This window comes from Lentzea guizhouensis (assembly GCF_001701025.1).
Lineage (GTDB): Bacteria > Actinomycetota > Actinomycetes > Mycobacteriales > Pseudonocardiaceae > Lentzea > Lentzea guizhouensis.
In genome coordinates this window covers 1,714,423-1,739,169 of record NZ_CP016793.1, presented here as the reverse complement: position 1 = coordinate 1,739,169, position 24,747 = coordinate 1,714,423, and the positions used below count along the sequence as shown (strand labels likewise).

Sequence of the window (24,747 nt, the reverse complement as noted above, 5' to 3'; positions counted from 1 at the left end):
CCTTGCCGCACTAGTCTGTGCGGGTGGCCTCCCTGGTGATCCGCACGGGTCGTGCTGACCTGTCCTTCGACGGCATCCGCACCGAGTTCGGCCTGCGCGCGGCGTTCCCGCCCGACGCGCTGGCAGAGGCGGAGGAGGCGGTCTCCCGTCCGGTGGGGGACCGTGCCGACCTCACGTCGATCCCGTTCGTGACGATCGACCCGCCGGGCGCGAAGGACCTGGACCAGGCGCTGCACCTGGAACGCACCGCCTCCGGGTTCGTCGTGCACTACGCGATCGCGGACCTCGGCCTCTTCGTGACGCCCGGTGGGGCGTTGGACGCGGAGGTCCGGCGACGCGGGCAGACCATGTACCTGCCCGACGGCAACGTGCCGCTGCACCCGACGGTGCTGTCGGAGGGGGCGGCGTCGTTGCTGCCCGGTGTGGTGCGGCCCGCGGTGGTGTGGACGTTCACGTGTTCGAGCGAAGGTGTGCCGACCGCAGTCGAGGTGCGGCGTGCTCTCGTCCGTTCGACCGCGCAGTTCGACTACGAGTCGGTGCAGAAGACGTTCGACGCCGGTGATCCGCACCCGTCGGTGGCGGCTCTGGCGGAGTTCGGGCCGTTGCGGCGGGCGCTGGCACTGGAGCGCGGGGCGATCGAGCTGCAGCTGCCCGAGCAGGAGATCGAGTCCGACGGGGACGGGTGGAAGCTGGTGACGCGGCCGCGGGCCTCCGTCGACTCCTGGAACGCCGAGATCTCGCTGATGACCGGCATGGCGGCGGCGTCGATCATGCTGGAGGCGCGGGCCGGGATCCTGCGGACGTTGCCGGATCCGGATGACGCGGCGGTGGGGTCGTTGCGGAAGTCGGCGGCGGCGTTGGGCGTGCCGTGGCCCGCCGACCTGTCGCCGGGGGCGTTCCTGGCCGGGCTGGACGCGTCGACACCGGAAGCGCTGGCGTTGTTCACGGACGCCACGAGGTTGTTGCGCGGGGCGGGGTACTCGGCGTTCAACGGGTCCGTGCCCGAGGTCGTGACGCATGCCGGCGTGGCGGCGCCGTACACGCACGTGACCGCACCGCTTCGGCGGCTGGTGGACCGGTTCGCCACGGAGGTCTGCCTGGCGGTGTCCGCGGGGCAGGAGCTGCCGTCGTGGCTGGCGGAGGCGTTGCCGCTGCTGCCGTCGCTGATGGGCGCGTCGGACTCGCTCGCGTCGAAGGTGGAGCGGGCGTCGCTCGACCAGGTCGAGGCGTGGGTGCTGACCGGGCGCGTCGGGCAGGAGTTCGAGGCCGTGGTGATGCGCTCCGGCGACAACGAGGCCGAGGTGTTCATCGCCTCCCCGCCGGTCCTCGCCAAGTGCGCCGGTTCCCACCTCCCCGAGGGCGAACGCATCCACGTCCGCCTCACCGAGGCCGACCCCGCCACCCACCGCGTCCGCTTCACCGCTGTCTGACGTACGCGGGGAGCTTTCGTGCGATCCCTGCGTACGCGGAATGTCGGCGCTCGCGGGGTATTCGCGCGCGTTCGAGCGCAAGGTCACGTTCAGCCGCCTGGCTCAGCCGACCCGTGTGAAGATGCACGGGTGACAGAGATTCGTGACCTCACCGTCGGTGTCCTCGGTGGCACCGGTGCCCAGGGCAAGGGGCTCGCCATCCGCTGGGCCAAGGCCGGCCTGAAGGTGGTCATCGGCTCCCGCAGCGCCGAGCGGGCCGAGCTCGCCGCCAAGGAGATCGTCGAGGTCGCCGGTGGTGACGTCAGAGGTGCGGACAACACCGACTGCGCGGCCGACTCCGACGTCGTGCTCGTCGCGGTGCCGTGGGACGGGCACGGTGACCTGCTCGCGTCCCTGCGCGACCAGCTGGCCGGGAAGATCGTCATCGACTGCGTGAACCCGCTCGGGTTCGACAAGCAGGGGCCCTTCGCGTTGCCGGTGGCTGAGGGCAGCGCGGCGCAGCAGGCGGAGCTGCTGCTGCCGGAGTCGCGGGTGACGGCGGCGTTCCACCACGTGTCGGCGGTGCTGCTGGCCGACCTGAGCGTGTCCGAAGTGGACATGGACGTGCTGGTGCTCGGGGACGACCGCGAGGCGACCGACACCGTGCGTGCGCTGGCCGAGCTGGTGCCGGGCTTCCGCGGGGTCTACGGCGGGCGGTTGCGCAACGCCCACCAGGTCGAGGCCTTCACGGCGAACCTCATCGCGGTCAACCGCCGGTACAAGACGCACGCCGGTCTGAAGATCACGGGAGTCTGATGCTGCCCGTCGACGACCTCGGTGAGCCGGTCGCGGTCGACCAGCCCCAGCGCGTGGTGAGCCTCGTGCCGTCCATCACCGAGGCCGTCGCGGTCAGCGTTCCCGCGGCACTGGCCGGTGCCACCGACTACTGCACCCATCCGTCCGATCTGGACGTCGCGAGAGTCGGTGGCTCGAAGTACCCGGACGTCGACGCGGTGATCCGGCTGCGGCCGGACCTCGTCATCGCGAACTCCGAGGAGAACCGCGCCGAGGACGTGGACCGGTTGCGCGCCAACGGTGTCAAGGTCTGGGTGACCGAGGCGCCCGCGACCGTGCCGATGGCGTTGAAGTCGCTGCGGCGGCTCTTCGCCATGGCCTGGGACCTCGAACCCGGCTGGCTCGTCCAGGCCGAGGACCTGTGGCGGGACACCGCACCGAAACGGCTCACCGCGCTGATCCCCGTCTGGCGACGGCCGTGGGTCGTGGTCGGGCGGGACACGTTCGCGACCGACGTGCTGCGCCGGCTCGGCGTCGAGAACGTCTACGCCGAACACGAGGAGCGTTACCCCCGGCCGAACCTGGCGGAGTTGAACGCGCAGCGGCCCGACCTGGTGGTGCTGCCCGACGAGCCGTACGTGTTCACGCACGACGACGGCCCGGAGAGCTTCCCCGGTCTGCCGTACGTGCTCGTCAACGGCCGTCATCTCACGTGGTACGGGCCCTCCCTCGTGGAGGCCAGGGCGAGCCTCGAACGGGCGCTGCACTACAGCCAGGGTTGACGACTTTCGGCGGATCCCGCCGGAGACGGTGACTGCCAGGCTCTGCCGCATGGGGAAGAAGATCTTCGCGATCGCGGCCACTGCCGCCGCCGTCACCACGTTGTACTCCGCGCCGGCGCACGCCGAGCCGATCGTCCAGTACCAACTCTCCGGGACCACCCGTTGTCTTGCTGACACGGGCCTCGACATCGTCCTGCGCACCTGCGGCGAACTGACGCCGAACCAGAGGTGGATCGTGCCGGTCAGCGACAGCGACTGGCCCCACAACAACGCCACCGGCAAGTGCCTGGGAGCGACCACCGCCGGTGACGTCGTCGGGCAGGCGTGCAGCACCAGCGCCACCCAGCGCTGGCGCCGCGTGGCCGCGACCGGCACGAGCTTCCAGTTCCGCAACCTCGCCACCGGCAAGTGCCTGACCGCCCAGGTCACCCTCGCGGCCTGCGCCACGGGGAGCGCCCGCTGGGTGGGCCTGCGCTGACCGGCCCTGACCAGTCGCGGAACCGGTCCGTGGCCTCCAGCAGTGCCGCCACGACGCCGGGCTCGTCGTGGGCGTGCCCGGCGTCCGGCACCAGCACCAGTTCCGAACCCGGCCAGGCCTTGTGCAGGTCCCACGCCGACACCGCGGGCGTCGCCATGTCGTAGCGGCCCTGCACGATCACGCCGGGGATGCCCGCCGGCTTCCCGGCGTCCCTGATCAGCTGACCTTCCTCGAACCAGCCGCCGTGCACGAAGACGACGGGCTTGCCGGACGGGTTCCGCGCTCCTACCCGAATGATCTGGCACAGCACACGTGGTCGCTGTCGCCGGTGTCCAGCCCGCCGGACGCGTGGGGCTCGATCTCCGGGTACATGGGCCTATCGTCGACGACATGGCGCAGTTCACGAAGGAGACCTCCACCACGGGAGCGTTCGTGCGGCAGCCGAACCGCTTCACCACGCGACCCGAGCCGGAACCGGGGCGCTACCGGCTCGTCGTCAGCCTCGCGTGCCCGTGGGCCCACCGCGCGCTCGTCGTCCGCAAGTTCCTGCAGCTCGAAGACGCCATCTCGCTCGCCGTCGTCGACCCGATCCGCGACGAACGCGGCTGGCGCTTCCAGGGCACCGACCCGGTGCTGCACATGGACTTCCTCGAAGAGGCCTACAAGCGCGCCGACCCCGGCTACGAGGGCCGCGTGACCGTGCCCGCGCTGGTCGACACGACCACCGGCGAGGTCGTCACCAACGACTACCCGCAGCTCACGCTGGACTTCAGCCTCCGCTGGCGCCCGGAGAGCACCCTCTACCCCGAAGACCTGCGCGAGGAGATCGACGGCTGGATCGAGCCGATCTTCCACAACGTCAACAACGGCGTCTACAAGGCCGGTTTCGCCACGTCACAGGAGGCCTACGAGGAGGCGTACGGGAACCTGTTCGCCGAGCTGGACCGGATCGAGGAGCACCTGGCCACCCGCGAGTACCTGGTGGGTGAGCAGCTCACCGAGGCCGACATCCGGCTGTGGACCACGCTGGTCCGGTTCGACGCCGTCTACCACGGCCACTTCAAGTGCAACCGGAACAAGCTGACCGAGATGCCGAACCTGTGGGCGTACGCGAAACGCCTCTACGCGCAGTTCGGGGACACGGTCGACTGGGACCACATCAAGCGCCACTACTACGTGACGCACCACCAGATCAATCCGACCGGCATCGTGCCGGCGGGCCCAGACCCGCAGGTCTGGACCCGCTAGCAGCGGAAACTCAGTGGAAGGTGTGCTCAGGGCCGGGGAACTGGTGCCCGCGCACCTCGTTTGCGAACTCGGTCGCCGCGCCCAGCATGATGGTGCCGATGTCGGCGTAGCGCTTCACGAACCGGGGTGCCTTGCCGCGGTTCAGGCCCATCATGTCCTGCCAGACGAGTACCTGGGCGTCGGTGTCCGGACCGGCGCCGATGCCCACGGTGGGGATGACCAGGTCGTGCGTGATCTGCTTCGCGACCTCGGCGGTCACCATCTCCAGCACGACCGCGAACGCACCGGCCTCCTGGACCGCGATGGCGTCGTGCAGCACCACGTCGTGGTTCTCGTGGCGGCCCTGCACCCGGTACCCGCCGAGCTGGTGCTCGGACTGCGGGGTGAAGCCGATGTGCGCCATGACCGGGATGCCCGCGGCGGTGATCGCGCGGATGTGCGGCGCGAAGTAGGCGCCACCCTCCAGCTTGACCGCGTGCGCCTGGCCTTCCTTCATGAACCGGACCGCGGTGGCCACGGCCTGCTCGACCGACACCTGGTAGGAGCCGAAGGGCAGGTCGGCGACCACGAGCGAACGCTTGACCGAACGCGTGACCGCGCGCACCAGCGGCACCAGCTCGTCCACCGTGACGGGCAGCGAGGTGTCGTTGCCGAAGACCGTGTTCGACGCGGAGTCGCCGACCAGCAGGACGGGGATGCCGGCCTCGTCGAAGATCTGGGCGGTGAACGTGTCGTACGCGGTGAGCATGGGCCACGGCTCGCCGCGGTCCTTCATCTCACGCAGGTGGTGGACTCGAACGCGCTTCGCGGGAGTCTTCACCGGAGCGTTCTGGGCAGCTCCGGAGCCGTAGGGCGCGGAAACTTCGGCATTGGTCATCGTCGACCGTTCCTTTCCTCGAGGCCCGCCACAGCGAGTCCCCGGGCGCATTGGTGCACGGTTGCCGAAACCAAGAGTGGCACCGTGAGCCGGAAACCGGTTGCAGATGCGGTTACCGTCACACGGGTGGCAGCACGAATCACAGAACTGGTCCTCGACTGCACCGATCCGGAACGACTCGCGGCCTTCTGGGCCGAGGTTCTGGGCTACGACGTGCTCGACCGCGACGACGTGTCGGTGGAGATCGGACCGCCCGACCGGCGCACGACGCTGCTGTTCCTGCGCAACCCCGACCGCAAGCTGCAGAAGCTGCGCCTGCACATCGACATCAGGGCGACCGACCGCGAGCAGGACGAGGAGCTGGCCCGGCTGCTGGAGCTCGGTGCCACCCGCGTCGACATCGGGCAGGGCGAGGACGCGAGCTGGTACACCCTCGCCGACCCCGAGGGCAACGAGTTCTGCCTGCTCAGCGGTCGGGTAGAGCCCTGATCACGTCCCGGACGGCCATCACCACGGCGTCCGGGCGGTCCATCTGGACCATGTGTCTACTACCGGGCACCGGCACGTTGCGCCCCCACGGCACGAGGGCGGCCAACGACCGGTGTTCCGGCCATATCTTCCGACCGGCCGTGAGCACCAGGAACGGCACTTCGGGCAACGCGCGGCGCGTCCGCAGCCGTTCCAGCGTCGCCACCTGACCGGGGTAGGACGCGAGCTCGGCCAGCGTCGCCCGCCCCACCCCGGGCCGCCGGTAGACCAGTTCGACCAGGTCACGGGGTGCCGGGTCGGTCCGGCCGAGGGTGGACAGCTCGGTCAGCCAGTTGCGCAACCAGTGCCCGTACCGCCGCGTGATGCGCGCACCGAGCCAACGGCTGCCGAACGCGCGCAAGGCCTGCGCCACCACCGCCGACACGTCGAACGGCGCTCCCGCTCCCGGCATCTCCGTGTCCGGGTCGAGCAGCACGACACCGAGAACGCGCTGCGGCCGCAGCCGCGCATAGGCCTCGACGTGCATCGACGCCATCGAGTGCCCGACCAGGATCGCCTGCGGGATGCCGCGCAGCACCGCGTCGAGCACCGCCACCTCCCGTGCCAGCGACGGCCCGCGCCGCGCCGGACCGCTCATCCCGAGGCCGGGCCGGTCGAACACGACCACCCTGGCGAGCGGTTCGAGCAGCCGCACGGTCCGGTCCCAGTCGAACCAGGCCCCTCCCAGCCCCGAGCTGAGGACCACGACGGGCAGGTCAACACGCCCGGACGCGGTGACGTGCACCCGTCCGGCGCTAGAGGGGATCATGGCCGTCATCAGCGGACCTCGGGAGTTGATGTGGCACCGGCGTGGCAGTGGAAGGTCGCTGGGTGGATCGCGACGATCGTGCAGCTCGCCGGGGTGATGTCGCTGCTGAGGGTGATCCTGCCCGAGGACAGCTGGTTCACCGACCTCGCCGACGGCGTCGGGTACTTCACTGGCCTGCCCATCGACGGCAACCTCTTCATCGCGCTCGTGTTCTTCGTGCTGGGTGCCGCGCTGCGCAGGCACAAGCGGGCGGCGCTGTGGGCGCTGCTGCTGTTCCAGGTGCTGGGCCTGCTCGCGGTCGGGTTCACCATGGTCATCTTGGCCGTCGCACCTGAAGAAGTCCTGGACGGCGACGACGAGTCGAGCTACTGGGCGTTCCTCGGGGTCGGTTTCGCGACCTCGGTGGTGTTCGTGGCGCTGCTGTGGCTCGTCAGGAAGGCGTTCCCGGCGCGGCTGGCCCGCGGCGCGTGGCGGCAAGCGCTTGCGTCGTTCGTGCTGGGCATGGTCGCGCTGGTGCTGCTCGGCTGGGGGCTCACCGAGCTGTTCCCCGGCGAGCTGGTCGCGCACCTCGACAAGCTCGTGTGGGCGGCGAACCAGGCGACGGGCGAGGTCGTCCGGCTGGGCCGCCTCGACATCCCCGAGGGCCCGCAGTGGCTGAGCGTCGTGCTGAGCCTGGGCGGCACGCTGGTCGCGATCCGGGCGATGTACCTGTTCTTCCGCGGTGTCCGGACCCAGAGCATGATCACGTCCGAGCAGGAGCTGGACGTGCGCCGGCTGCTCGCCGCGGACGGTGAGCCGGACTCCCTGGGCTACTTCGCGACACGGCGGGACAAGAGCGTGGTGTTCGCGGCGTCCGGCCGGGCGGCGCTGACCTACCGGGTGATCGGCGGCGTGACGCTGGCCTCCGCCGACCCGGTCGGCGACGAGGAGGCGTGGCCGGAGGCGGTGCTCGCGTGGCTCGCCGAGGCACGGACCTACGGCTGGATGCCCGGTGTGCTCGGTGCCTCCGAACGCGGCGCGCAGGTCTACACCGACGCGGGCCTCAAAGCGTTGGAGATCGGTGACGAGGCGGTCCTGGACGTGCGCGAGTTCAACCTCGCCGGCCCGGAACGCCGAGGGCTCCGCCAGGCCGTGTCCCGCGTCGAACGCGCCGGGTACACCACGCGGGTCCGCCGGCACAGCGAGATCGCACCGGACGAGATGTCGTCCATCCTGGACCTGGCGCAGGCGTGGCGTGGTGCGGAGACCGAGCGCGGGTTCTCCATGGCGTTGGGGCGCCTGGGAGATCCGAGCGACGGCCGGTGCGTGATGGTCGAGGCGTATGACGCCTCTGGCGCGTTGCGCGGGTTGCTGTCGTTCGTGCCGTGGGGCCGCCGTGGGGTGTCGCTGGACCTGATGCGCCGGGACCGGTCCGCGGAGAACGGGCTCAACGAGTACATGGTGGCGCAGCTGGCCGCCGCTGCCGGACACCTCGGCGTGCACCGGATCTCGTTGAACTTCGCGATGTTCCGCGCGGTGTTCGAGGAAGGCGAGAAGATCGGCGCCGGGCCGGTGCTGCGGGCGTGGCGGCGGGTGCTGTCGCTCGCGTCGCGGTTCTTCCAGCTGGAGTCGCTGTACCGGTCGAACGCGAAGTACCTGCCGGAGTGGGAGCCGCGGTTCCTCTGCTACCAGCGGTCGCGGTCGTTGCCGCGGGTCAGCATCGCGGCGGGCGTGGCGGAGGGGTTCGTGCCGTCGCTGCGGTCGTTGCGCAAGCGGGCGCTGCAGAAGACCGCCGTCAGCTCCGAGTTCGCCTTGCAGGTCGCCGAGATCGACGCTCTGAAGGTCGAACCGAAGGCCGTCCGGCGCCCGGAACAGGTGCGGGTGCGGATCGCGAAGGTCGAACGGCTGGTGGCCGCCGGCGTCGACCCCTACCCGGTGGGGTTCGCGCGGACGGACCTGCTCGCCGCGGCACGGGAGCGGTTCGGCGAGGAGGTCTCGGTCACCGGGCGCGTGGTGGCGCTGCGGGAGATGGGCGGGCTGTGCTTCGCGCGGCTGCGGGACTTCAGCGGCGAGATCCAGCTGATGCTCACGGCCGACTCGCTCGGCGACGCGCTGCGGTCGTGGAAGTCCGATGTGGACCTGGGCGACCACGTCGGCGCGACCGGCACGGTGATGAAGACCGACAAGGGCGAGATCTCGGTGCGGGCGACGTCCTGGACGCTGACCGCGAAGTGCCTGCACCCGTTGCCGGACAAGCGCAAGGGCCTCGCCGACCCGGAGGCGCGGGTGCGGCAGCGCTACCTCGACCTGGTGGTGAACCCGGACTCGGCGTTCCTGCTGAAGCTGCGCAGCGACGTGATCCGCAGCGTCCGGGAGTTCCTGCACTCGCGCTCGTACCTGGAGGTCGAGACGCCGATGCTGCAGGCGGTGCACGGCGGTGCGAACGCCAGGCCGTTCGTCACCCACATCAACGCCTACGACATGCGGATGTACCTGCGGATCGCGCCGGAGCTGTACCTAAAACGGCTCTGCGTGGCGGGCGTGGACCGGGTGTTCGAGCTGAACCGCAACTTCCGCAACGAGGGCGCGGACGCCACGCACAACCCGGAGTTCACGATGCTGGAGGCCTACCAGGCCTACGCGGACTACCGGGTGATGCTGGACCTCGTGCGCGCGTTGATCCAGCACGCGGCACGGGAAGCGTTCGGCGCGGAAGTGGCGTCCCGGCCCGAGGGTGAGTTCGACATCTCGGGGGAGTGGCCGGTGATCCCGGTCTACACGGCGGTCTCGTCGGCGCTCGGTTCCGATGTCACCCCGTCGACGTCGGTGGCGGAGCTGCGGTCGCTGCTGACCGCTCGTGGCGTGGAGGTCAACGAGGACTGGGACCACGGCCAGCTCGTGCAGGAGGCGTACGACACGTTCGTCGAGGCCACGACCGTGGGGCCGACGTTCTACATCGACTTCCCGACCTCGGTGTCACCGCTGACCCGGCAGCACCGCGACGATCCGCGGCTGGCCGAGCGGTGGGACCTCGTCGCGTTCGGCGCGGAGATCGGCACGGCGTACTCCGAGCTCACCGACCCGCTGGAACAGCGGCGCCGGCTGGAGGCGCAGTCGCTCAAGGCCGCGTCCGGTGACGTCGAGGCGATGGAGCTGGACGAGGACTTCCTGCGGGCGCTGGAGCACGGCATGCCACCGACGGGCGGCCTCGGGATGGGCGTGGACCGGTTGCTGATGATGCTCACCGGCACGTCCATCCGGCAGACCGTGCTCTTCCCGTTCGTCCGCCCGCAGTGACGTGCCCGTCAGTGGTCCAGGTAGGCGAGCACGGCCTGGACGCGCCGGTCTCCCGCGCCGTCCTCGGTGTTGAGGCCGAGCTTCAGGAAGATGTTGCCGATGTGCTTGTGCACCGCTCCCGGGCTGATGACCAGCTTGTCGCCGATGGCCGCGTTCGACAGCCCCTCCGCCATCAGCCCGAGCACCTCGCGCTCACGCGGTGACAACCCGCTGAGCGCGTCGTCGGACTTGCGGCGCACCAGCAGTTGCGACACGACCTCGGGGTCGAGCGCCGTGCCACCCGCCGCGACCCGGTGCAGCGACTCCAGGAAGTCCGCGACCTTGCCGACGCGTTCCTTCAGCAGGTACCCGATGCCGCCGGAGGTGCCGGCCAGCAGCTCGTGCGCGTAGCTCTGCTCGACCCACGCGCTGAGCACCAGCACGGCGAGCTCCGGGTGCCGCTTGCGCGCCTCGACCGCGGCCCGCAGCCCCTCGTCGGTGAACGTCGGCGGCATCCGCACGTCCACCACCGCGATGTCCGGCTGGTGCTCGGCCACGGCGACCAGGAAGTCGTCCGGGTTGTCCGTCGCCGCGGCCACGTCCAGGCCTTCGTTGCGCAACAACAACGTCAACCCCTCGCGGAGCAACGCGTCATCTTCGGCGATCACGATGCGCATGTCTTCACTTCCCGATCGGCAGCACAACGGTGAGCACGGTAGGGCCACCCTCCGGACTGCTGATCGTCGCGGTCCCGTCCAACGCCCCGACCCGCCCCCGAATCCCCTCCAGCCCCGTGCCGTGCTGCTCGTCCGCGCCACCCTTGCCGTCGTCGTGCACCACCACGGTCAGCCGCTCGTTGTCCGCCCCGAGACTGACCCACGCGTGGTTGGCCCCGCTGTGCTTGGCCACGTTCGTCAACGCCTCCGCCACCGCGAAGTACGCCGCCGCCTCCACCGCCGCCGGCAACCGCCCGAGGTGGTCGGCCTGCAACATGCACGGCACCGGACACCGCGCCGCCAGCGCCTGGATCGCCCCGTCCAGCCCCAGGTCCTCCAACACCGGCGGGTGGATGCTCCGCACGACGTTGCGCAGCTCCTCCAACGCATCCCCCGCCGCGTCCTGCGCCCTGATCAACGCCTGGTGGGCGTTCTCCGGGTTCTGCAGCAACGACCGCTCCGCGATCCCGAGCATCATCACCACCCCGACCAGCTTGTTCTGCGTCCCGTCATGCAGGTTCCGCTCGATCCGCCGCAACTCGGCCCCGTGCGCCTGCAACGCCGCCGCCCGCGTCGCCACGACCTCGGCCAGCCGCTTCTCCAGCGAAGCCCGCGGCGGCGCCAGCACCTTCCGCCCCCACCGCGCATCCCACTCGGCCAGCCGCGGCAGCTGGGTGAGCAGCAACGCGAGCACGATCCCGATCGGCACGCTCAGCAACGCCTTGCCCCACGAGTCGACCAGCAACCCGAACGAGCTCTCGATCCCACCCGGCGCCATCCACCACGTCGCCAGCACCAGCGGCTGCTGCACGAGCGACCCCGGTATCCCGATGGCCACCGACCCGGTGAAGGACCCGATCAGGCCGTGCCACAGCAGCCAGATCCCGTCACGCCGGCTGTGCGGATCGGCCAGCACCTTCTGTGCCCGGTGCAGCCACGGCCCGTCGAGCGGCGGCGGCGACGGCACCTCCACCCCGGTGAACTTCGCCAGCCGGCGCCGGTCGATGTCCACGAGCCGGCGGATCAGCGGCGCGGTGACCGGCAGCAACGGCAGCACCACCACCGACAGCAGCAACACGGCGAGGGCGAGCCACGCCGCGGTGCCCGTCAGCAGGCCGGTCGCGAGGTAGACCAGCGCGGCCCAGATCCGTTTCATGCCGTGCAACGTATCCATCCTGCGGTGTTCGGCGCGGTAGAGCAGGCTCCACTCCCCGATGCCGAGCCCTCCTCCCTGTTCTGGCGCACGCCCGCCCCCGCGCGTTTCCTCATTTGGCGGGCGGGGACGGGTGTGTGGTTCGGACAGGGAGGAGACGAGGGCAGGCGGGGATCAGGACAACGACCACCCGGACGGGTGACGGATGGGGTGAGCGAGCCAGGTAGACGGCCTGCCGCCATGCGACAGGCGACCACGACCGAGCCGAGCTATAGCTGCCAAGCAAGCTGCAGCAAACGACCAGAGCTATAGCATCCGGTCCGAGCTACGGCACCTGCGCCGAGCTACCACCCCAACCTGGCCTGCAGCAACTGCCCGAACCCGGCCAGCAGCGCCTCAGCCCTCGCGCCACCCGTTCGTGATCGGCAACCGCCGGTCCCGCCCAAAAGCCTTGTTCGAGATCTTCGTCCCCGGCGGGTACTGCCGACGCTTGTACTCCGCCCGGTCCACCATCCGCAGCACCCGGTCCACCAGCTCCGCCTCGAACCCGGCCGCCAGCAGGTCGTCGTACCCGCGGTCCCCTTCGACGTAGTCGTCCAGCAGGTCGTCCAGCACCGAGTAGTCCGGCAGCGAGTCCGAGTCCACCTGCCCCGGCCGCAACTCCGCCGACGGCGGCTTCGAGATCGAGTTCTCCGGGATCGGCGGCACCTCGCCGCGCTTCTCCGCCTCGGCGTTGCGCCACCGGGCCAGGTCCCATACCAGCGTCTTCAGCACGTCCTTGATCGGTGCGTACCCGCCGACCGCGTCGCCGTAGATCGTCGAGTACCCGACCGCGAGCTCGGACTTGTTGCCGGTCGCCAGCACCAGGTGCCCGTGCTGGTTCGACAGCGCCATCAGCAGCATGCCGCGGCACCGCGCCTGGATGTTCTCCTCGGCGAGACCCGTCAGGCCCAGCTGCGAGACGTACACGGACACCATCTCGCCGATGGGTTCCGTGGAGAAGTGCAGCCCAGTGCGCGCCGCCATGTCCGAGGCGTCCGAACGAGAGTGTTCCGACGAGTACGACGACGGCATCGAGACGCCATAGACCGAATCGGCACCAAGAGCGTCCACGGCCAGAGAAGCCACAACGGCCGAGTCGATGCCACCGGACAGACCGAGCACAACGGACCGGAAGCCGTTCTTGTGCACGTAGTCGCGCAGACCGGTCACGAGCGCGTGCCACACCTCGGCCTCATCGGACAGAGGCTCGAACACGCGCGGTGCGGGCAGAGGCTCGTAGGGAGCGACGGCGTCCGAAACGAACACACGGCGCACGTAGAAGTCACCGATCTGGCCCTGCTCATAAGAAGCAGAAGACGGCAGGTCGAAATCCACCAGCATCAGGTGCTCGACGAACTGCGGCGCCCGCCCGATCAGCTGGCCGTCCGCGCCGACCACCAGCGAGTCACCGTCGAACACCAGCTCGTCCTGCCCGCCGACGAGGTTGCAGTACGCCAACGGCGCCCCGGCTTCCGCGGCACGACGGACCACCAGCGGCAACCGCTGATCGTCCTTCTTGCGCTCGTACGGCGACGCGTTCGGCGAGACCACCAGGTCCACGCCGGCGTCACCCAGTGCGGTGATCGGGCCGCCGTCCTGCCACAGGTCCTCGCAGATCACCATGCCGACCTCGACACCGTTGATCCGCAGGATGTCGAGCGACGACCCCGGCTTGAAGTACCGCCGCTCGTCGAACACGCCGTAGTTCGGCAGGTGGTGCTTCGACTGCCGCGCCACGACACGCCCGCCGTAAAGCACTCCCACGGCGTTGCGCGGGCCGACCGAGTCGTGCTCCAGATAACCGACCACGGCGGCCACGGAGCCCAGGCCCGCATCGTCCAACGACACCGCCAGCGCGTCCAACGCCTCGAAAGACGCGCGGGCGAACGACGTGCGGATCGCCAGGTCCTCGACCGGGTAGCCGGTCAGCACCATCTCGGGGAACACCACGAGGTGCGCGCCGCCCTCCCGGGCCTTGCGCGTCCACTCCACGACCAGCGCGGCGTTGCCGGAAAGGTCGCCCACAGTGGCGTTGACCTGGGCGAGCGCGATGCGAAGCTGCGGCATGCCCTCATCATCTCCCATACCATCGAACTGTGGTCCGTCTCTTGAGCGTGTTGCTCGTCATTCCCCTGCTGGCCTCCTGCACGTCCATCGTCGAAGGGGATGCCAAGCCCGGCGTGACCTTCGAGAAACGAGGTCCGGCCGGCACCGTCCCGGCCGGACTCGAGAAGTTCTACGGCCAGCAACTGGCCTGGCAGGACTGCGCGCCGTTCGCCACGACCGGCACGAGCAAGCAGGCGTACGGCAGCAAGCGCGACGTCGAGTGCACACGGCTCGAGGTCCCCCTCGACTACACCAAGCCGACCGGCGACACGATCACCATCGGCGTGCTCCGGTACAAGGCGACCGGGCAGAAGATCGGCTCGCTGCTCACCAACCCCGGCGGGCCCGGCGCGTCCGGCATGGCGTCGGCCGCGGGCATGGTCGGCGACTACCGCAAGACCGACCTCGCGGAGCGGTTCGACCTCATCGGGTTCGACCCGCGGGGCATCGGCGCGAGCGAACCGGCGGTCCGCTGCCTGTCCAACGCCGAGCGCGACGCCGACCGTTTGGACCTTGACATCGACACCTCTCCGGCCGGGATCGCCCAAACGGAGCAGGAGAACAAGGCATATGCCGACAAGTGTGCCGCCGGGACAAAATTCGGGGCGGCAATGCTCGCCAACATGGGCACGCGGGACGTAGTTAAGGACATGGATGTCCTTCGCTCTGCGCTCGGCGACGCGAAGCTGAGCTATGTCGGCTACTCGTACGGCACCCGCATCGGTACCGAGTACGCCGAGACCTTCCCCCAGAACGTGCGTGCACTCGTCCTCGACGGCGCCGTCGACCCGACGCAGGACCAGCTGCAGTCGCTGGTCGCGCAGGGTGCCGGCTTCCAGAAGGCGTTCAACGAGTTCATCAAGTGGTGCCAGCAGGAGGACGACTGTCCTTTGACCGGTGACGCCAACACGAGCTTCCGCGAGCTCACGACACCGTTGCTCCAGAAGCCGGTCGACGTCGGCAGCCGCAAGCTGTCCTACAACGACGCGATCACCGCGACCATCCAGGCGTTGTACTCCGAGCAGCTGTGGCCGCTGCTGCTGCAGGGGCTCAACGAGCTGAAGGCCGGCAAGGGCACGATGCTGCTGCGTCTCGCCGACGCGTACTTCGACCGCGACGACCAGGGCAACTACTCGACCATCACGGACGCGTTCAGCGCCGTGCACTGCGTGGACGACCAGCGCCTGACCGACAAGAACGCCCTGCTGGAGACCGCGAGGCAGTACAAGGCCGCGGCGCCGTTCCTCGACGACGGCAACCCGCCGGGCGCGGCGCTCGACTCGTGCGCGTTCTGGCCGGCCCCGGTGTCGGCGCGCACCGGCCCGCCCAAGGCCGAGGGCATCCCGCCGCTGCTCGTCATCTCCACGACCGGTGACCCGGCCACGCCCTACGAGGCGGGCGTGAACCTGGCCAAGACCCTCAACTCGCGGCTGCTCACGTTCGAAGGCGTCCAGCACACCGTGTTCCTGCAGGGCCAGCCGTGCGTCGACGCGGCGGGCGTGAAGTACCTGATCGACCAGACCCTGCCCGCCGACGGAACCCGGTGCGCCTCATGACGAAGCGGCGATCCCGTGTCACCGCGGCCGTGTTCGCCCTGATCGTCGTGCTCGGCACGTCCACGTCCTACGCGCGCATCGACGGCAGTCCGGTCGCCGCGCGCAAGGGCGTCGAGCGCTTCTACGCGCAGGTGTTGTCGTGGGGCGCGTGCCAGCCCTACGCGACCGATGCCAAGAGCAAGGGCCTGTTCGAGCGCGAAGGCATCCAGTGCGCCCGGCTGCAGGTCCCGCTCGACTACGAGAAGCCGGACATCGGGACCATCACGGTCGGGCTGTTGCGACGACCGGCCGCCGAGCAGCAGCGCAAGGTCGGCTCGCTCGTCGTGAACCCCGGCGGTCCGGGTGGTTCGGGCATGACGCACGTCGCGAACATGCAGCCGGACAACCCGGTCGGCAAGCGGTTCGACATCGTCGGCTTCGACCCGCGCGGCGTGGGCGCGAGCCAGCCCCGCGTGCAGTGCCTGACCGACGCGGAACGGGACGCGCAGAGGTTGCGGCCCAAGGGCGAGAGCGCGAACCAGACCGAGCAGGAGAACAAGTTCTTCGTCGAGCGCTGTGCCGAGCGCAGTGGCCTCGACCTGCTGCGCAACGTCGGCACGCGGGACGTCGTGCGGGACGTCGACGTGCTGCGCGCCGCGTTGGGGGAGAAGAAGCTGAGCTACCTCGGCTACTCCTACGGCACGCGCATCGGCACTTTGTACGCCGAGATGTTCCCCCGCAACGTGCGCGCGATGGTGCTCGACGGCGCGGTGGAGGCCAACGCCGACAAGGTGGCCGCGTCCGCACGTCAGGCGCAGGGCTTCGAGGAGTCGTTCCAGCGGTTCGCCGGCTGGTGCGCGCAACGCGACTGTCCCATCGGGAAGGACACGAACACGGCGGAGCAGAAGTTCCGCCAGATGATCGAGCCGCTCAAGAAGGCACCGCTGCCGGTCGGCGACCGCAAGCTGTCCCACTCGGACGCGAACACCGCCATCATCCAGGCGATGTACACGGACCGGTTGTGGGAGACCGCCTTCAAGGGACTGCAGGAGCTCAGGCAGAACCGCGGCACGACCCTGCTGCAGCTCGCCGACCAGTACCTCGGCCGCGCCCAGGACGGCACCTACAGCCGCATCCAGGACGCGTTCGTGGCCATCCGCTGCGTCGACGAACCACCGATCAAGGACCGCGCGACCCTCGAGTCCAACCGGCGGCGGCTGCTGGAACTGCTGGGCAACGACACGGTCCCCACCGACGAGACGGCGCTCGGCCCGTGCGCGTTCTGGCCGGCCCCGCACACGTCGGAACCGCATCCGCCGAACGTGCGGGGACTGCCGCAGGTGCTGGTGGTGTCGACGACCGGTGACCCGGCGACGCCCTACCAGTCCGGCGTGGACCTCGCCCAGGCCCTGGGTGCGCGACTGCTGACGTACAACGGCAACCAGCACACGGCGTTCCTCGCGGGCATCGGCTGCGTGGACGGCGTGGGCACGAACTACCTGGTGGACCTGAGGCTGCCGGAGACCGACTCGGTCTGCTGACGGGTTGGCAGGAACACCGATCCCAGCGCTCCGAGCGCGCAGATCACCGACGTGATCAGGAAGATCTCGTGGTACTCGGTGAGCAGCGCCTCGGTGAGCCTGCGCTGGTACTCGCCGAACTGCCGCTGGAACTCGGCGGGCTCGACCCCGAACGGCAGCGGGGTGTTCAGGTCTGCCGTGAGCTCGCGGAAGCGGTGCAGTCCCCACGCGGACAACGCCGCCACGCCGACGAGCATGCCCGTCATGCGCGCGACGACGACGAACGCCGACGCCACGCCGTGCCGCACCGGTGGCACGACCCGCAGCACCGCACCGGACAACGGCGCGATCACCAGGCCCAGCCCGAACCCGGCGATCGCGAGGTCCCGCGTGAGCACCAGCCCGCTGACGTCAGCGGGCCACCGCGCGATGAACACGTACGACACCGATGCGATCGCCAGACCGCCGAACGACACCCAGCGGTCGCCGATCCGACCGGCCAGCAGTCCACCCAGGACCGCACCGACGGGCAGCGCGACCAGGAAACGCGTCAGAAGGGTCGCCGCAGCAGCAGAGTCGCGCCGTAGCACCGTTTGCGCGAACAGCTCCACGTCGACGAGCGTCACCATCAACGCCGCACCGGCCGCCAGCGACACCCCGAGCACGGCCCAGAACGGCCGCCACTGCATACCCTCGGGATCGATGAGCCGCACGGCAGCACGGCGTTCCCACAGGAAGAAACCGACCAACGCCACCAAGGCCGCACCGAGCACCGGCCAGCCCCACGACGGCAACACCGACTCGGCGGGCGTCGGGTTGTACAACGCCACTACGAGTAACGACAACGCCACCGCGAGCAGAACGCCACCCACGACGTCGATCCGAACCGGACGCCGTGTGTTCGGCACGGTCCGTTGCACGATCACCATCGCGATGACCGCCAACGGCACGTTGACCCAGAACACCCACCGCCAGCTCTGCGGTTCCCACGCCTCGAACAACGGCATCGCGTTGAACAGCGTCGCCACGCCGATGCCGTAGAGGGTGCCGAGCACCGACCCCAGCTCCTGCGCCGCACCGACGGTCCCGAGCGCGGTCGACCGCTTCCCGGCCTCCCACAGGTCCGCGACCAGCGCCATCGTCACCGGCAGCAACGCACCACCGGCGAGTCCCTGCACCACCCGGCCCGCCACCAGCAACGGCACGTCCGCGGCCAGCGCCGTCACCACGGACCCCACCAGGAACCCGAGCAGCGACACCTGCAGCACGAACCGCCGCCCCAGCCGGTCCGACAGCTGCCCCAGCAACGGCATGCCCGCCACGTACCCGAGCAGGTACCCGGTGACGATCGGCGTGGCCTGCTCCAGCTGGTTCACCGCGATGCCCAGATCGCGCACCATGTCCGTGAGCACGCCTACGACGACGTACGCGTCCAACGCGCCTAAGAGCACAGCCGCGCCGGACGCGGCGAGGGCGACCTTGCGCATCGGTTACGCCGGCGCCGTCACCGTGACGGGCTTGTCGAAGTCCGTCAGCCCGACGTCGACCTTCTGCCCGCCGGGCAGCTCGAACAGCGCGTTCTTCAGCTTCGAGTCCTTGTCGATCGAGAACGTCGCCTTCACGTCGGACGAGATCCCCGGCACCAGGCCCGCGGCCACGTCCTTCGGCACGGTCGCCTCGACCACCGACACGTCACCGGACGACTTGGTCTTCGGGTCCTTCGCGGCCGACAGGACCTTCGCCACACCCTTGTCCGGGTTCAGGATCGCCGACGGGTCGTACACCTGGCCCGCGAACGCCGCCGGCAGCTTCGTGTACCCGCCGGTCGGGCCCTTGAAGTGCAGGTTGCCGCCGGTCAGCACGTACTCGATGGACAGCAGCTGACCTGCGAAGTTCACCTTCGCGTTGCCCTTGGAGTCCCCGGCGGAGGTGAGGTCGCCGTCGGCGTCCTTCACCGGCACGTCCGGGAGCTCCCCGTCCACCTTGATGGAGAAGTGGACGCTCGACACCGAGCGCATCGACTCCGCCGATTTCGAGAGCAAGGTCGCACCATCGGGGAGATCTCCACCGGACGTGCAGCTCGTGAGCAGGGCGAGTGCGCAAACCAACAACCAACGGGCGGACATGCGTTGATCGTAGAGTCCCCTCAGGCCTTAGGCTGCGCGTTATGGACCGCCAGCAGGAGTTCGTGCTCCGCACGCTAGAGGAACGCGACATCCGGTTCGTCCGGCTCTGGTTCACCGACGTCCTGGGCTTCCTGAAGTCCGTGGCGGTCGCCCCCGCCGAGCTCGAAGGCGCCTTCAGCGAGGGCATCGGCTTCGACGGCTCCGCGATCGAGGGCTTCGCCCGCGTCTACGAGTCGGACATGGTCGCGAAGCCGGACCCCGCCACGTTCCAGGTGCTGCCCTGGCAGACGCCGGAGGGCAACAACTACTCCGCGCGCATGTTCTGCGACATCACCATGCCGGACGGCTCCCCGTCGTGGGCCGACCCGCGGCACGTGCTGCGCAGGACCCTGTCCAGGGCCAGCGAGGCCGGGTTCACCTGCTACGTGCACCCCGAGATCGAGTTCTTCCTGCTCAAGGACCTGCCCGCCGACGGCAGCGAGCCCATCCCCGCGGACAACGGCGGGTTCTTCGACCAGACCTCGCACGAGACCGCCACGCACTTCCGCCGCCACGCCATCGAGGCGCTGGAGGCCATGGGCATCTCCGTCGAGTTCAGCCACCACGAGGGCGCGCCCGGCCAGCAGGAGATCGACCTGCGCTACGCCGACGCGCTGACCATGGCCGACAACGTCATGACGTTCCGGTACGTGGTGAAGGAGGTCGCGATCACGCAAGCCGTGCGCGCCTCGTTCATGCCCAAGCCGTTCTCCGACCAGCCGGGCTCCGGCATGCACACGCACTTCTCGCTGTTCGAGGGCGACCGCAACGCGTTCTACGACGAAGAGGACCCGTACCAGCTCTCCGAGATCGGCAAGCAGTTCGTCGCGGGCATCCTCAAGCACGCACGCGAGATCTCCGGCGTCACGAACCAGTGGGTCAACTCCTACAAGCGCCTGATCGTCGGCGGCGAGGCACCCACGGCCGTGTGCTGGGGACACGCCAACCGCTCGGCATTGGTCCGTGTGCCGATGTACTCGCCCGGCAAGTCGTCGTCGCGCCGCGTCGAGGTCCGCTCGCTCGACTCCGCGTGCAACCCGTACCTGGCGTACTCGGTGATCCTGGCCGCCGGCCTCAAGGGCATCGAAAAGGGCTACGAGCTGCCGCCGCCCGCCGAGGACGACGTGTGGTCGCTGACCGACCGCGAACGCCGTGCCGCCGGCTACGCGAACCTGCCGCAGAACCTCGGCGAGGCACTCGCCGAGATGGAGAACTCGGAACTGCTCCCCGAAGCGCTCGGCGAGCACGTCTACGACTTCTTCCTGCGCAACAAGAGGACGGAGTGGGACGCGTACCGTCGAAGCGTCACCCCGTACGAGTTGCGCACTCTTCTTCCCGTGCTGTGAGGCCGATACGTTGCTCTCCGTGACAGAGGTACCCGAGTTCCAGCCGACGATCTGCGCGTGCACGGTCGCCACGGCGGCGGAGCTGCCCGCGGTCAAGGTGCTGTCCAACTCCTTCCTCGCGGAGCACCCCGAGGGCAGGTTCGTCGCGCTCATCGTCGACGCGCAGCCGGAGCACGCCGGTCCCGGGCTCATCACGCCGCTCGAGATCGGGGTGTCCGAGCTCGAGCTGCACGTGCTGGCGACCGCGCGCGAAGCGGCCGAGCTGAAGGCGGCGATGCTGCCGCGGCTGCTGGAGGCGTTGCTGCAGCAGGGCATGCCGGTGCTCTACCTCGACCCGTGCGTGCAGGTGTTCGGCTCGCTCACGAAGGTCGTGCTGGAAGCGCTGCGCACGGCGCCGGTGGTGATGCTGCCGCGCACGTTGCGGCCGCTGCCGGACGACGGGCTGCAGCCGGGGCCGTGGGAGCTGCACGAGCACGGCGCGTTCGACCCCGGTTTCATCGCGGTCGGCCCCGGCGCCGAGCCCTACCTCGGCGCGCTGGACATGCCGGCGATCGTGCCGCACCACGTCGTGCGCGACGCACGGATCGGGTTGTCGGTCTGGAACGTCGCCGACCGGCCGCTGCACCGCTCCGAGTCGGGCACGCTGACGGTCCTCGGCGACGACCTGCTGACCATGCACTTCGCGGGCTTCGACCCGCTGCGGCCGTGGATGCTGTCGGCCGAGTTCGTCGAACGGCCGCGCGTGCTGCTCTCCGAACACCCGCTGGTCGCCGAGCTGTGCACGGCCTACCGCGCCGAACTGGTGCGCTGCGGCTGGACCACGGCGCCGGTGCCGTACCGCTTCGGTGCGCTGGTCGACGGCACGGTCATCCCGTCCGAGCTGCGCGCCGACTACCGCGCCGCCGTGCCGACACCGCTGCCCGCGTTCGGCGAGGACGGTGGTGGTGGGTTCCTCATCTGGGCGTGCGAGCAGACCGAGCAAGGCGGCACGCGGTGGGCGGACGCCGTGTGGCGTGCCGACAGCGCGCTGCAGCAGCAGTTCCCCGCGCCGTTCGGTGCTGATTTCGAGGCCTGGCGCGAGTGGTGTGCCGGTGCGGGCGTGGCGTCCGGGCGGTTGCCCGTGCCCGCCGTGCCGCAGCCACGGTCCGAGGGCCCGGCGTTGCTGGACCAGCTCGGTGTGTCGGTGGTCGGCAACGGGCCGTTGTACGAGCTGGTGCTGGCGGCCGCACGGGCGTCCGGGCTGCCGGTCTCCGACTCCGCCGGTTACCCCGTCGTCGTGCGCACGTCCGACGACTACGAGGTGCCCGACGGCCGGTTCGTCGTCGACATCGCGCTGGACGCCTCACCCGCGGACGACCGCGGGGGCGTGAACGAGCTGTGGGTGCCTTCCGAGTCGTCGCGTGCCGCCGCCGAACGCATCGGCGGACCGATCGTGCGTGCGGTCCCGGTGCCGGTGCACGACACAGGCGCACGTGAGCACGAGCCCGGTTCGGTGGTGGTGTTCGCGGCTGTCGCGGACCACGCGCTGGACAGGCCCGGCAACGTGCTAGGTGCGGTGTCGGCGTTCTTGAGCGCGTTCCCTGATCGCACGGACGTCTCGTTGCAGATCGCCGTGTCCGGGGCGTTCGAACACCCCGAGGCGGCCGAGCGGCTGCGCCTGGCCACGTCGTCCGACCAGCGGATCTCCCTGGTCGAGGACCTGGACGTGTGCCAGACCGCCGACGTCGTGGTGTCGCTGCACCGCGCCGGCGCCGACGACCGGATCGCGCTGCGCCTGGCCGAGCTCGCGGTGCGGGGCATCCCCGTGCTGGCGTCCGACCACGGCGCGGTGGCCGAGCTGTTCGGCAAGACCGCCGTGCTCGTGCCGTGCCACCAGGGCTCCGAACCCGACGTGCAGGCCGCCGCGAAGTTGATGCGGTCGCTGGCCGACGACCTGGGCACCGCGGCGGCACTGGGCGTTGCCGCCCGTGAGCACGTGCTGTCCGTGCGGTCCATCGCGCGCGTTGGCGAGCTTCTGCGTGAGCGCGTCGAACACTCCTATCGGGGATGGCGGGCACGCAGGCCGAAACCGCGCCCCGAGATCGACCCGCTGCTCGCCCTGCAGTCGGCCAAGCACGCTTTACTGCGCCAGCCCGACGTGGGATCCGCGCATCGAACGCCCATGGCACCCGCGCTGCGCAAGGTCATGTTGCGCGCGTTGGACCACTACGACAACCACATGCGAGAAGTGCTCCACACCCTCGTCGACGGTGTCGAGCGCACAGTGTCCGAGCTGGTCAACCGGCAGGACGCGCTGAGGGCCGGCGTCGGCGCCGGTGAGCTCGAACTGCTGCGCGCCGAGGTCGAGCAGGTCGCCGCCCGCCAGTCCCACTTCGTCGACCAGCTCGTCGGCGTCGACGACGGCGTCGTCCGGGTCCGCGCCGACATGGCCGGGCAGGGCAGGCGGCTGCGCGACATCGAGGACGCCGTCGTCGCCGAGGCCGCCAAGCGCGCCAAGACCAACGACGTGCTGGCCGAGCGGATCGACAAGCTGACCGTGGCGCTCGACCGCACCCTCGACCGGATCGACTCCCTGGAGTCGCAGGTCGTCGAGGTGTTCCGCGAGCGCGACACCCGGCTCGACGCCGCCGTCCGCGCCGCTCACCACGCACAACAGACCGCCGACGCGTTGCGCCGGGTGGTCGTCCGCCAGCACGAGAAGTCCGCTGACGTGCCCGGGGTGCGCAGCTCACTGGTGTTGTGCGACGCGGGCATGATGCGCCTGCCCTCCGACGACGCGTTCATGTTGCCGCTGTTGTCGTCCAACGGCGTGTGGGAGCCAGACCTCGCCGAGGTGCTCGACTCGAATGTGGAGCCGGACGGCATCTTCCTCGACATCGGTGCGTACGTCGGTTACCACTCCATTCGCGTGTTGTCCCGCCTCGGGCTGATGGGCGCGGTTGTCGCCGTCGAGCCCGATCCGGGTGCGGCGGCGTTGCTGAGGCACAACGTGTCGGCGAACCTGCCGGCCGCGGTGGCCGCGCGGATGACCGTGATCGAGGGCGCCGCGTGGGAGAGCGCGGGCGAGCTCGCGGCCGCACCGACCTTGACCGGCGGTGTGTCCGTGTCGCCGTTGCCGGCCGACGCCGGCGATGACGTCCCACGCGTGCGCGCGGTGCGGCTCGACAAGGAGCTCGACGAGATCGCCCTGGCACAGGGGATGAAGCTTTCCGTCGTCCGCGTCGACACGCCCGGTCGCGGCCATCGCGCGCTGGCCGGCCTGGTGCGGTTGTTGCGCCGGGACCGCCCGCAGGTGTTCCTCGAGTTCTCCGCCACCGCGACCGCCGACTTCGGTGACGATCCGGTGACGGTCCTCAAGGAGTTCGGCATCTGGGGCTACGACCTGGTGCCGCTGGCCACCCGTCAGGCCGCTTCTCCCGAGCAGATCGTGCGTGCGATGGAGGGTCTGCGTTCGGTCACCCTGTGGCTGCGACCGCGTCCGGTCGGCGCCAAGCCGGCTGCTCCGCCGCCGTCCGTGCCGATCAAGCAGCCCGCTGACCAGGCGATTTGACACTGATCGTCCCGGTGAGTAACTTTCTCCGGGTCGCCAGCGAGACCCCCGGAACGAGCGGTTGACACCGCGGAACGGGCCGGGTAAAGTATCACGGCGTCAAACCCCCAGAAGTAAATGAACGGCCTAACGTGCTGTCCGGGATCGGAAAACGACCCCGATTTGACACCGGGAAAGCCACTCGGATAACTTCTGAACTAAGCCAAAAACTGAATGCGAAGCAAGTTTGAGCAGAGCCTGAATCGCCGGAAACAGCGATTTGACAAAGCGAAAACGAACGAGCTAAGCTTTCAACACAAGCCCCGAGAGAAAGCCTCCGGAAACGGAGACTGGAACCGGTGAGCGCGTGTTCTTTGAGAACTCAACAGCGTGCCGATAACACAGCCAGTAATATATGAATTACCTCCTCGTCGAGGTAGTTCCTTTGAGTAGAACAGATTGATGCCAGACATATTCCGTCTGGAGCGATCAAA

18 protein-coding genes and 1 pseudogene are annotated in these 24,747 nt (G+C 69.7%); 11 read left to right on the top strand and 8 right to left on the bottom strand.

The genetic code is table 11. The annotated features are described in order from the left end of the window. Nucleotides 1-23 precede the first annotated feature (23 nt). The 4 genes from BBK82_RS08745 (at nucleotide 24) to BBK82_RS08730 (ending at nucleotide 3,464) form a co-directional block, all read left to right on the top strand. Nucleotides 24-1,430: an RNB domain-containing ribonuclease gene (locus tag BBK82_RS08745; protein WP_154697194.1), complete on the top strand. Its 1,407-nt coding sequence runs from the start codon at nucleotides 24-26 to the stop codon at nucleotides 1,428-1,430. Between the two features lie 129 nt (nucleotides 1,431-1,559). Next, the gene (npdG, locus tag BBK82_RS08740; RefSeq protein WP_065914546.1) at nucleotides 1,560-2,225 is read left to right on the top strand and encodes an NADPH-dependent F420 reductase; all 666 of its coding nucleotides are present in this window, start codon (nucleotides 1,560-1,562) and stop codon (nucleotides 2,223-2,225) included. After that, complete coding sequence (locus BBK82_RS08735; RefSeq protein ID WP_065914545.1) at nucleotides 2,225-2,986, top strand: helical backbone metal receptor; 762 nt, start codon at nucleotides 2,225-2,227, stop codon at nucleotides 2,984-2,986. Before npdG ends, BBK82_RS08735 begins: the two co-directional genes overlap by 1 nt. Before the next feature lie 49 nt (nucleotides 2,987-3,035). Next, nucleotides 3,036-3,464, top strand: coding sequence for an RICIN domain-containing protein (locus tag BBK82_RS08730; protein ID WP_065914544.1), 429 nt, complete (start codon nucleotides 3,036-3,038; stop codon nucleotides 3,462-3,464). Here the strand turns inward: BBK82_RS08730 and BBK82_RS47355 are convergent. Further along, nucleotides 3,412-3,717 (bottom strand): annotated as a pseudogene (locus tag BBK82_RS47355) (alpha/beta hydrolase); the annotation flags it as partial. The gene BBK82_RS08730 and the pseudogene BBK82_RS47355 sit on opposite strands and share 53 nt — an antisense overlap. 137 nt (nucleotides 3,718-3,854) lie before the next feature. Here BBK82_RS47355 and BBK82_RS08720 point away from each other — a divergent pair. Next, complete coding sequence (locus BBK82_RS08720; RefSeq protein WP_065914542.1) at nucleotides 3,855-4,712, top strand: glutathione S-transferase family protein; 858 nt, start codon at nucleotides 3,855-3,857, stop codon at nucleotides 4,710-4,712. 10 nt (nucleotides 4,713-4,722) lie between these two features. Here the strand turns inward: BBK82_RS08720 and panB are convergent, their stop codons facing one another. After that, nucleotides 4,723-5,589 (bottom strand): 3-methyl-2-oxobutanoate hydroxymethyltransferase, encoded by an 867-nt coding sequence (panB, locus tag BBK82_RS08715; protein ID WP_065914541.1) that lies wholly within the window; start codon nucleotides 5,587-5,589, stop codon nucleotides 4,723-4,725. Nucleotides 5,590-5,715: 126 nt separating this feature from the next. Here panB and BBK82_RS08710 point away from each other — a divergent pair, with 126 nt between their 5' ends. Further along, on the top strand, nucleotides 5,716-6,078 hold the full coding sequence (locus tag BBK82_RS08710) for a VOC family protein (RefSeq protein ID WP_065914540.1): 363 nt from the start codon (nucleotides 5,716-5,718) through the stop codon (nucleotides 6,076-6,078). On the opposite strand, the gene BBK82_RS08705 is transcribed toward BBK82_RS08710, so the two are convergent. Then, entirely contained in the window at nucleotides 6,056-6,895 is an 840-nt protein-coding gene (locus BBK82_RS08705; RefSeq protein ID WP_065914539.1) for an alpha/beta fold hydrolase, read from the bottom strand. The two genes, BBK82_RS08710 and BBK82_RS08705, sit on opposite strands and share 23 nt — an antisense overlap. Before the next feature lie 21 nt (nucleotides 6,896-6,916). Here BBK82_RS08705 and lysX point away from each other — a divergent pair, with 21 nt between their 5' ends. Continuing rightward, nucleotides 6,917-10,162 carry a bifunctional lysylphosphatidylglycerol synthetase/lysine--tRNA ligase LysX gene (lysX, locus tag BBK82_RS08700; protein WP_065914538.1) on the top strand — a complete coding sequence of 1,082 codons (3,246 nt, stop codon included), beginning with the start codon at nucleotides 6,917-6,919 and terminating at the stop codon, nucleotides 10,160-10,162. A gap of 8 nt (nucleotides 10,163-10,170) precedes the next feature. Here lysX and BBK82_RS08695 read toward each other — a convergent pair whose 3' ends face one another. The 3 genes from BBK82_RS08695 to BBK82_RS08685 form a co-directional block, all read right to left on the bottom strand. Next, nucleotides 10,171-10,818 carry a response regulator gene (locus BBK82_RS08695; protein WP_065914537.1) on the bottom strand — a complete coding sequence of 216 codons (648 nt, stop codon included), beginning with the start codon at nucleotides 10,816-10,818 and terminating at the stop codon, nucleotides 10,171-10,173. Nucleotides 10,819-10,822: 4 nt separating this feature from the next. After that, nucleotides 10,823-12,013, bottom strand: coding sequence for a sensor histidine kinase (locus BBK82_RS08690; RefSeq protein WP_083267875.1), 1,191 nt, complete (start codon nucleotides 12,011-12,013; stop codon nucleotides 10,823-10,825). Nucleotides 12,014-12,406: 393 nt separating this feature from the next. Next, nucleotides 12,407-14,119, bottom strand: coding sequence for an NAD+ synthase (locus BBK82_RS08685; RefSeq protein WP_065914535.1), 1,713 nt, complete (start codon nucleotides 14,117-14,119; stop codon nucleotides 12,407-12,409). 29 nt (nucleotides 14,120-14,148) lie between these two features. Here BBK82_RS08685 and BBK82_RS08680 point away from each other — a divergent pair, with 29 nt between their 5' ends. After that, nucleotides 14,149-15,714, top strand: coding sequence for an alpha/beta hydrolase (locus tag BBK82_RS08680; RefSeq protein ID WP_083267874.1), 1,566 nt, complete (start codon nucleotides 14,149-14,151; stop codon nucleotides 15,712-15,714). After that, nucleotides 15,711-17,234: an alpha/beta hydrolase gene (locus BBK82_RS08675; protein WP_083268744.1), complete on the top strand. Its 1,524-nt coding sequence runs from the start codon at nucleotides 15,711-15,713 to the stop codon at nucleotides 17,232-17,234. The genes BBK82_RS08680 and BBK82_RS08675 overlap by 4 nt, the downstream gene beginning before the upstream one ends. Here BBK82_RS08675 and BBK82_RS08670 read toward each other — a convergent pair. Then, on the bottom strand, nucleotides 17,189-18,700 hold the full coding sequence (locus BBK82_RS08670; RefSeq protein WP_065914534.1) for an MFS transporter: 1,512 nt from the start codon (nucleotides 18,698-18,700) through the stop codon (nucleotides 17,189-17,191). The genes BBK82_RS08675 and BBK82_RS08670 overlap by 46 nt on opposite strands. A gap of 3 nt (nucleotides 18,701-18,703) precedes the next feature. Then, nucleotides 18,704-19,339, bottom strand: a complete 636-nt coding sequence (locus BBK82_RS08665) for an LppX_LprAFG lipoprotein (RefSeq protein ID WP_065914533.1) — start codon at nucleotides 19,337-19,339, stop codon at nucleotides 18,704-18,706. Nucleotides 19,340-19,380: 41 nt separating this feature from the next. Here BBK82_RS08665 and BBK82_RS08660 point away from each other — a divergent pair, with 41 nt between their 5' ends. Then, nucleotides 19,381-20,724 carry a glutamine synthetase family protein gene (locus BBK82_RS08660; RefSeq protein WP_065914532.1) on the top strand — a complete coding sequence of 448 codons (1,344 nt, stop codon included), beginning with the start codon at nucleotides 19,381-19,383 and terminating at the stop codon, nucleotides 20,722-20,724. Between the two features lie 19 nt (nucleotides 20,725-20,743). Further along, nucleotides 20,744-24,274, top strand: coding sequence for an FkbM family methyltransferase (locus tag BBK82_RS08655; RefSeq protein WP_065914531.1), 3,531 nt, complete (start codon nucleotides 20,744-20,746; stop codon nucleotides 24,272-24,274). Nucleotides 24,275-24,747: the final 473 nt, after the last annotated feature.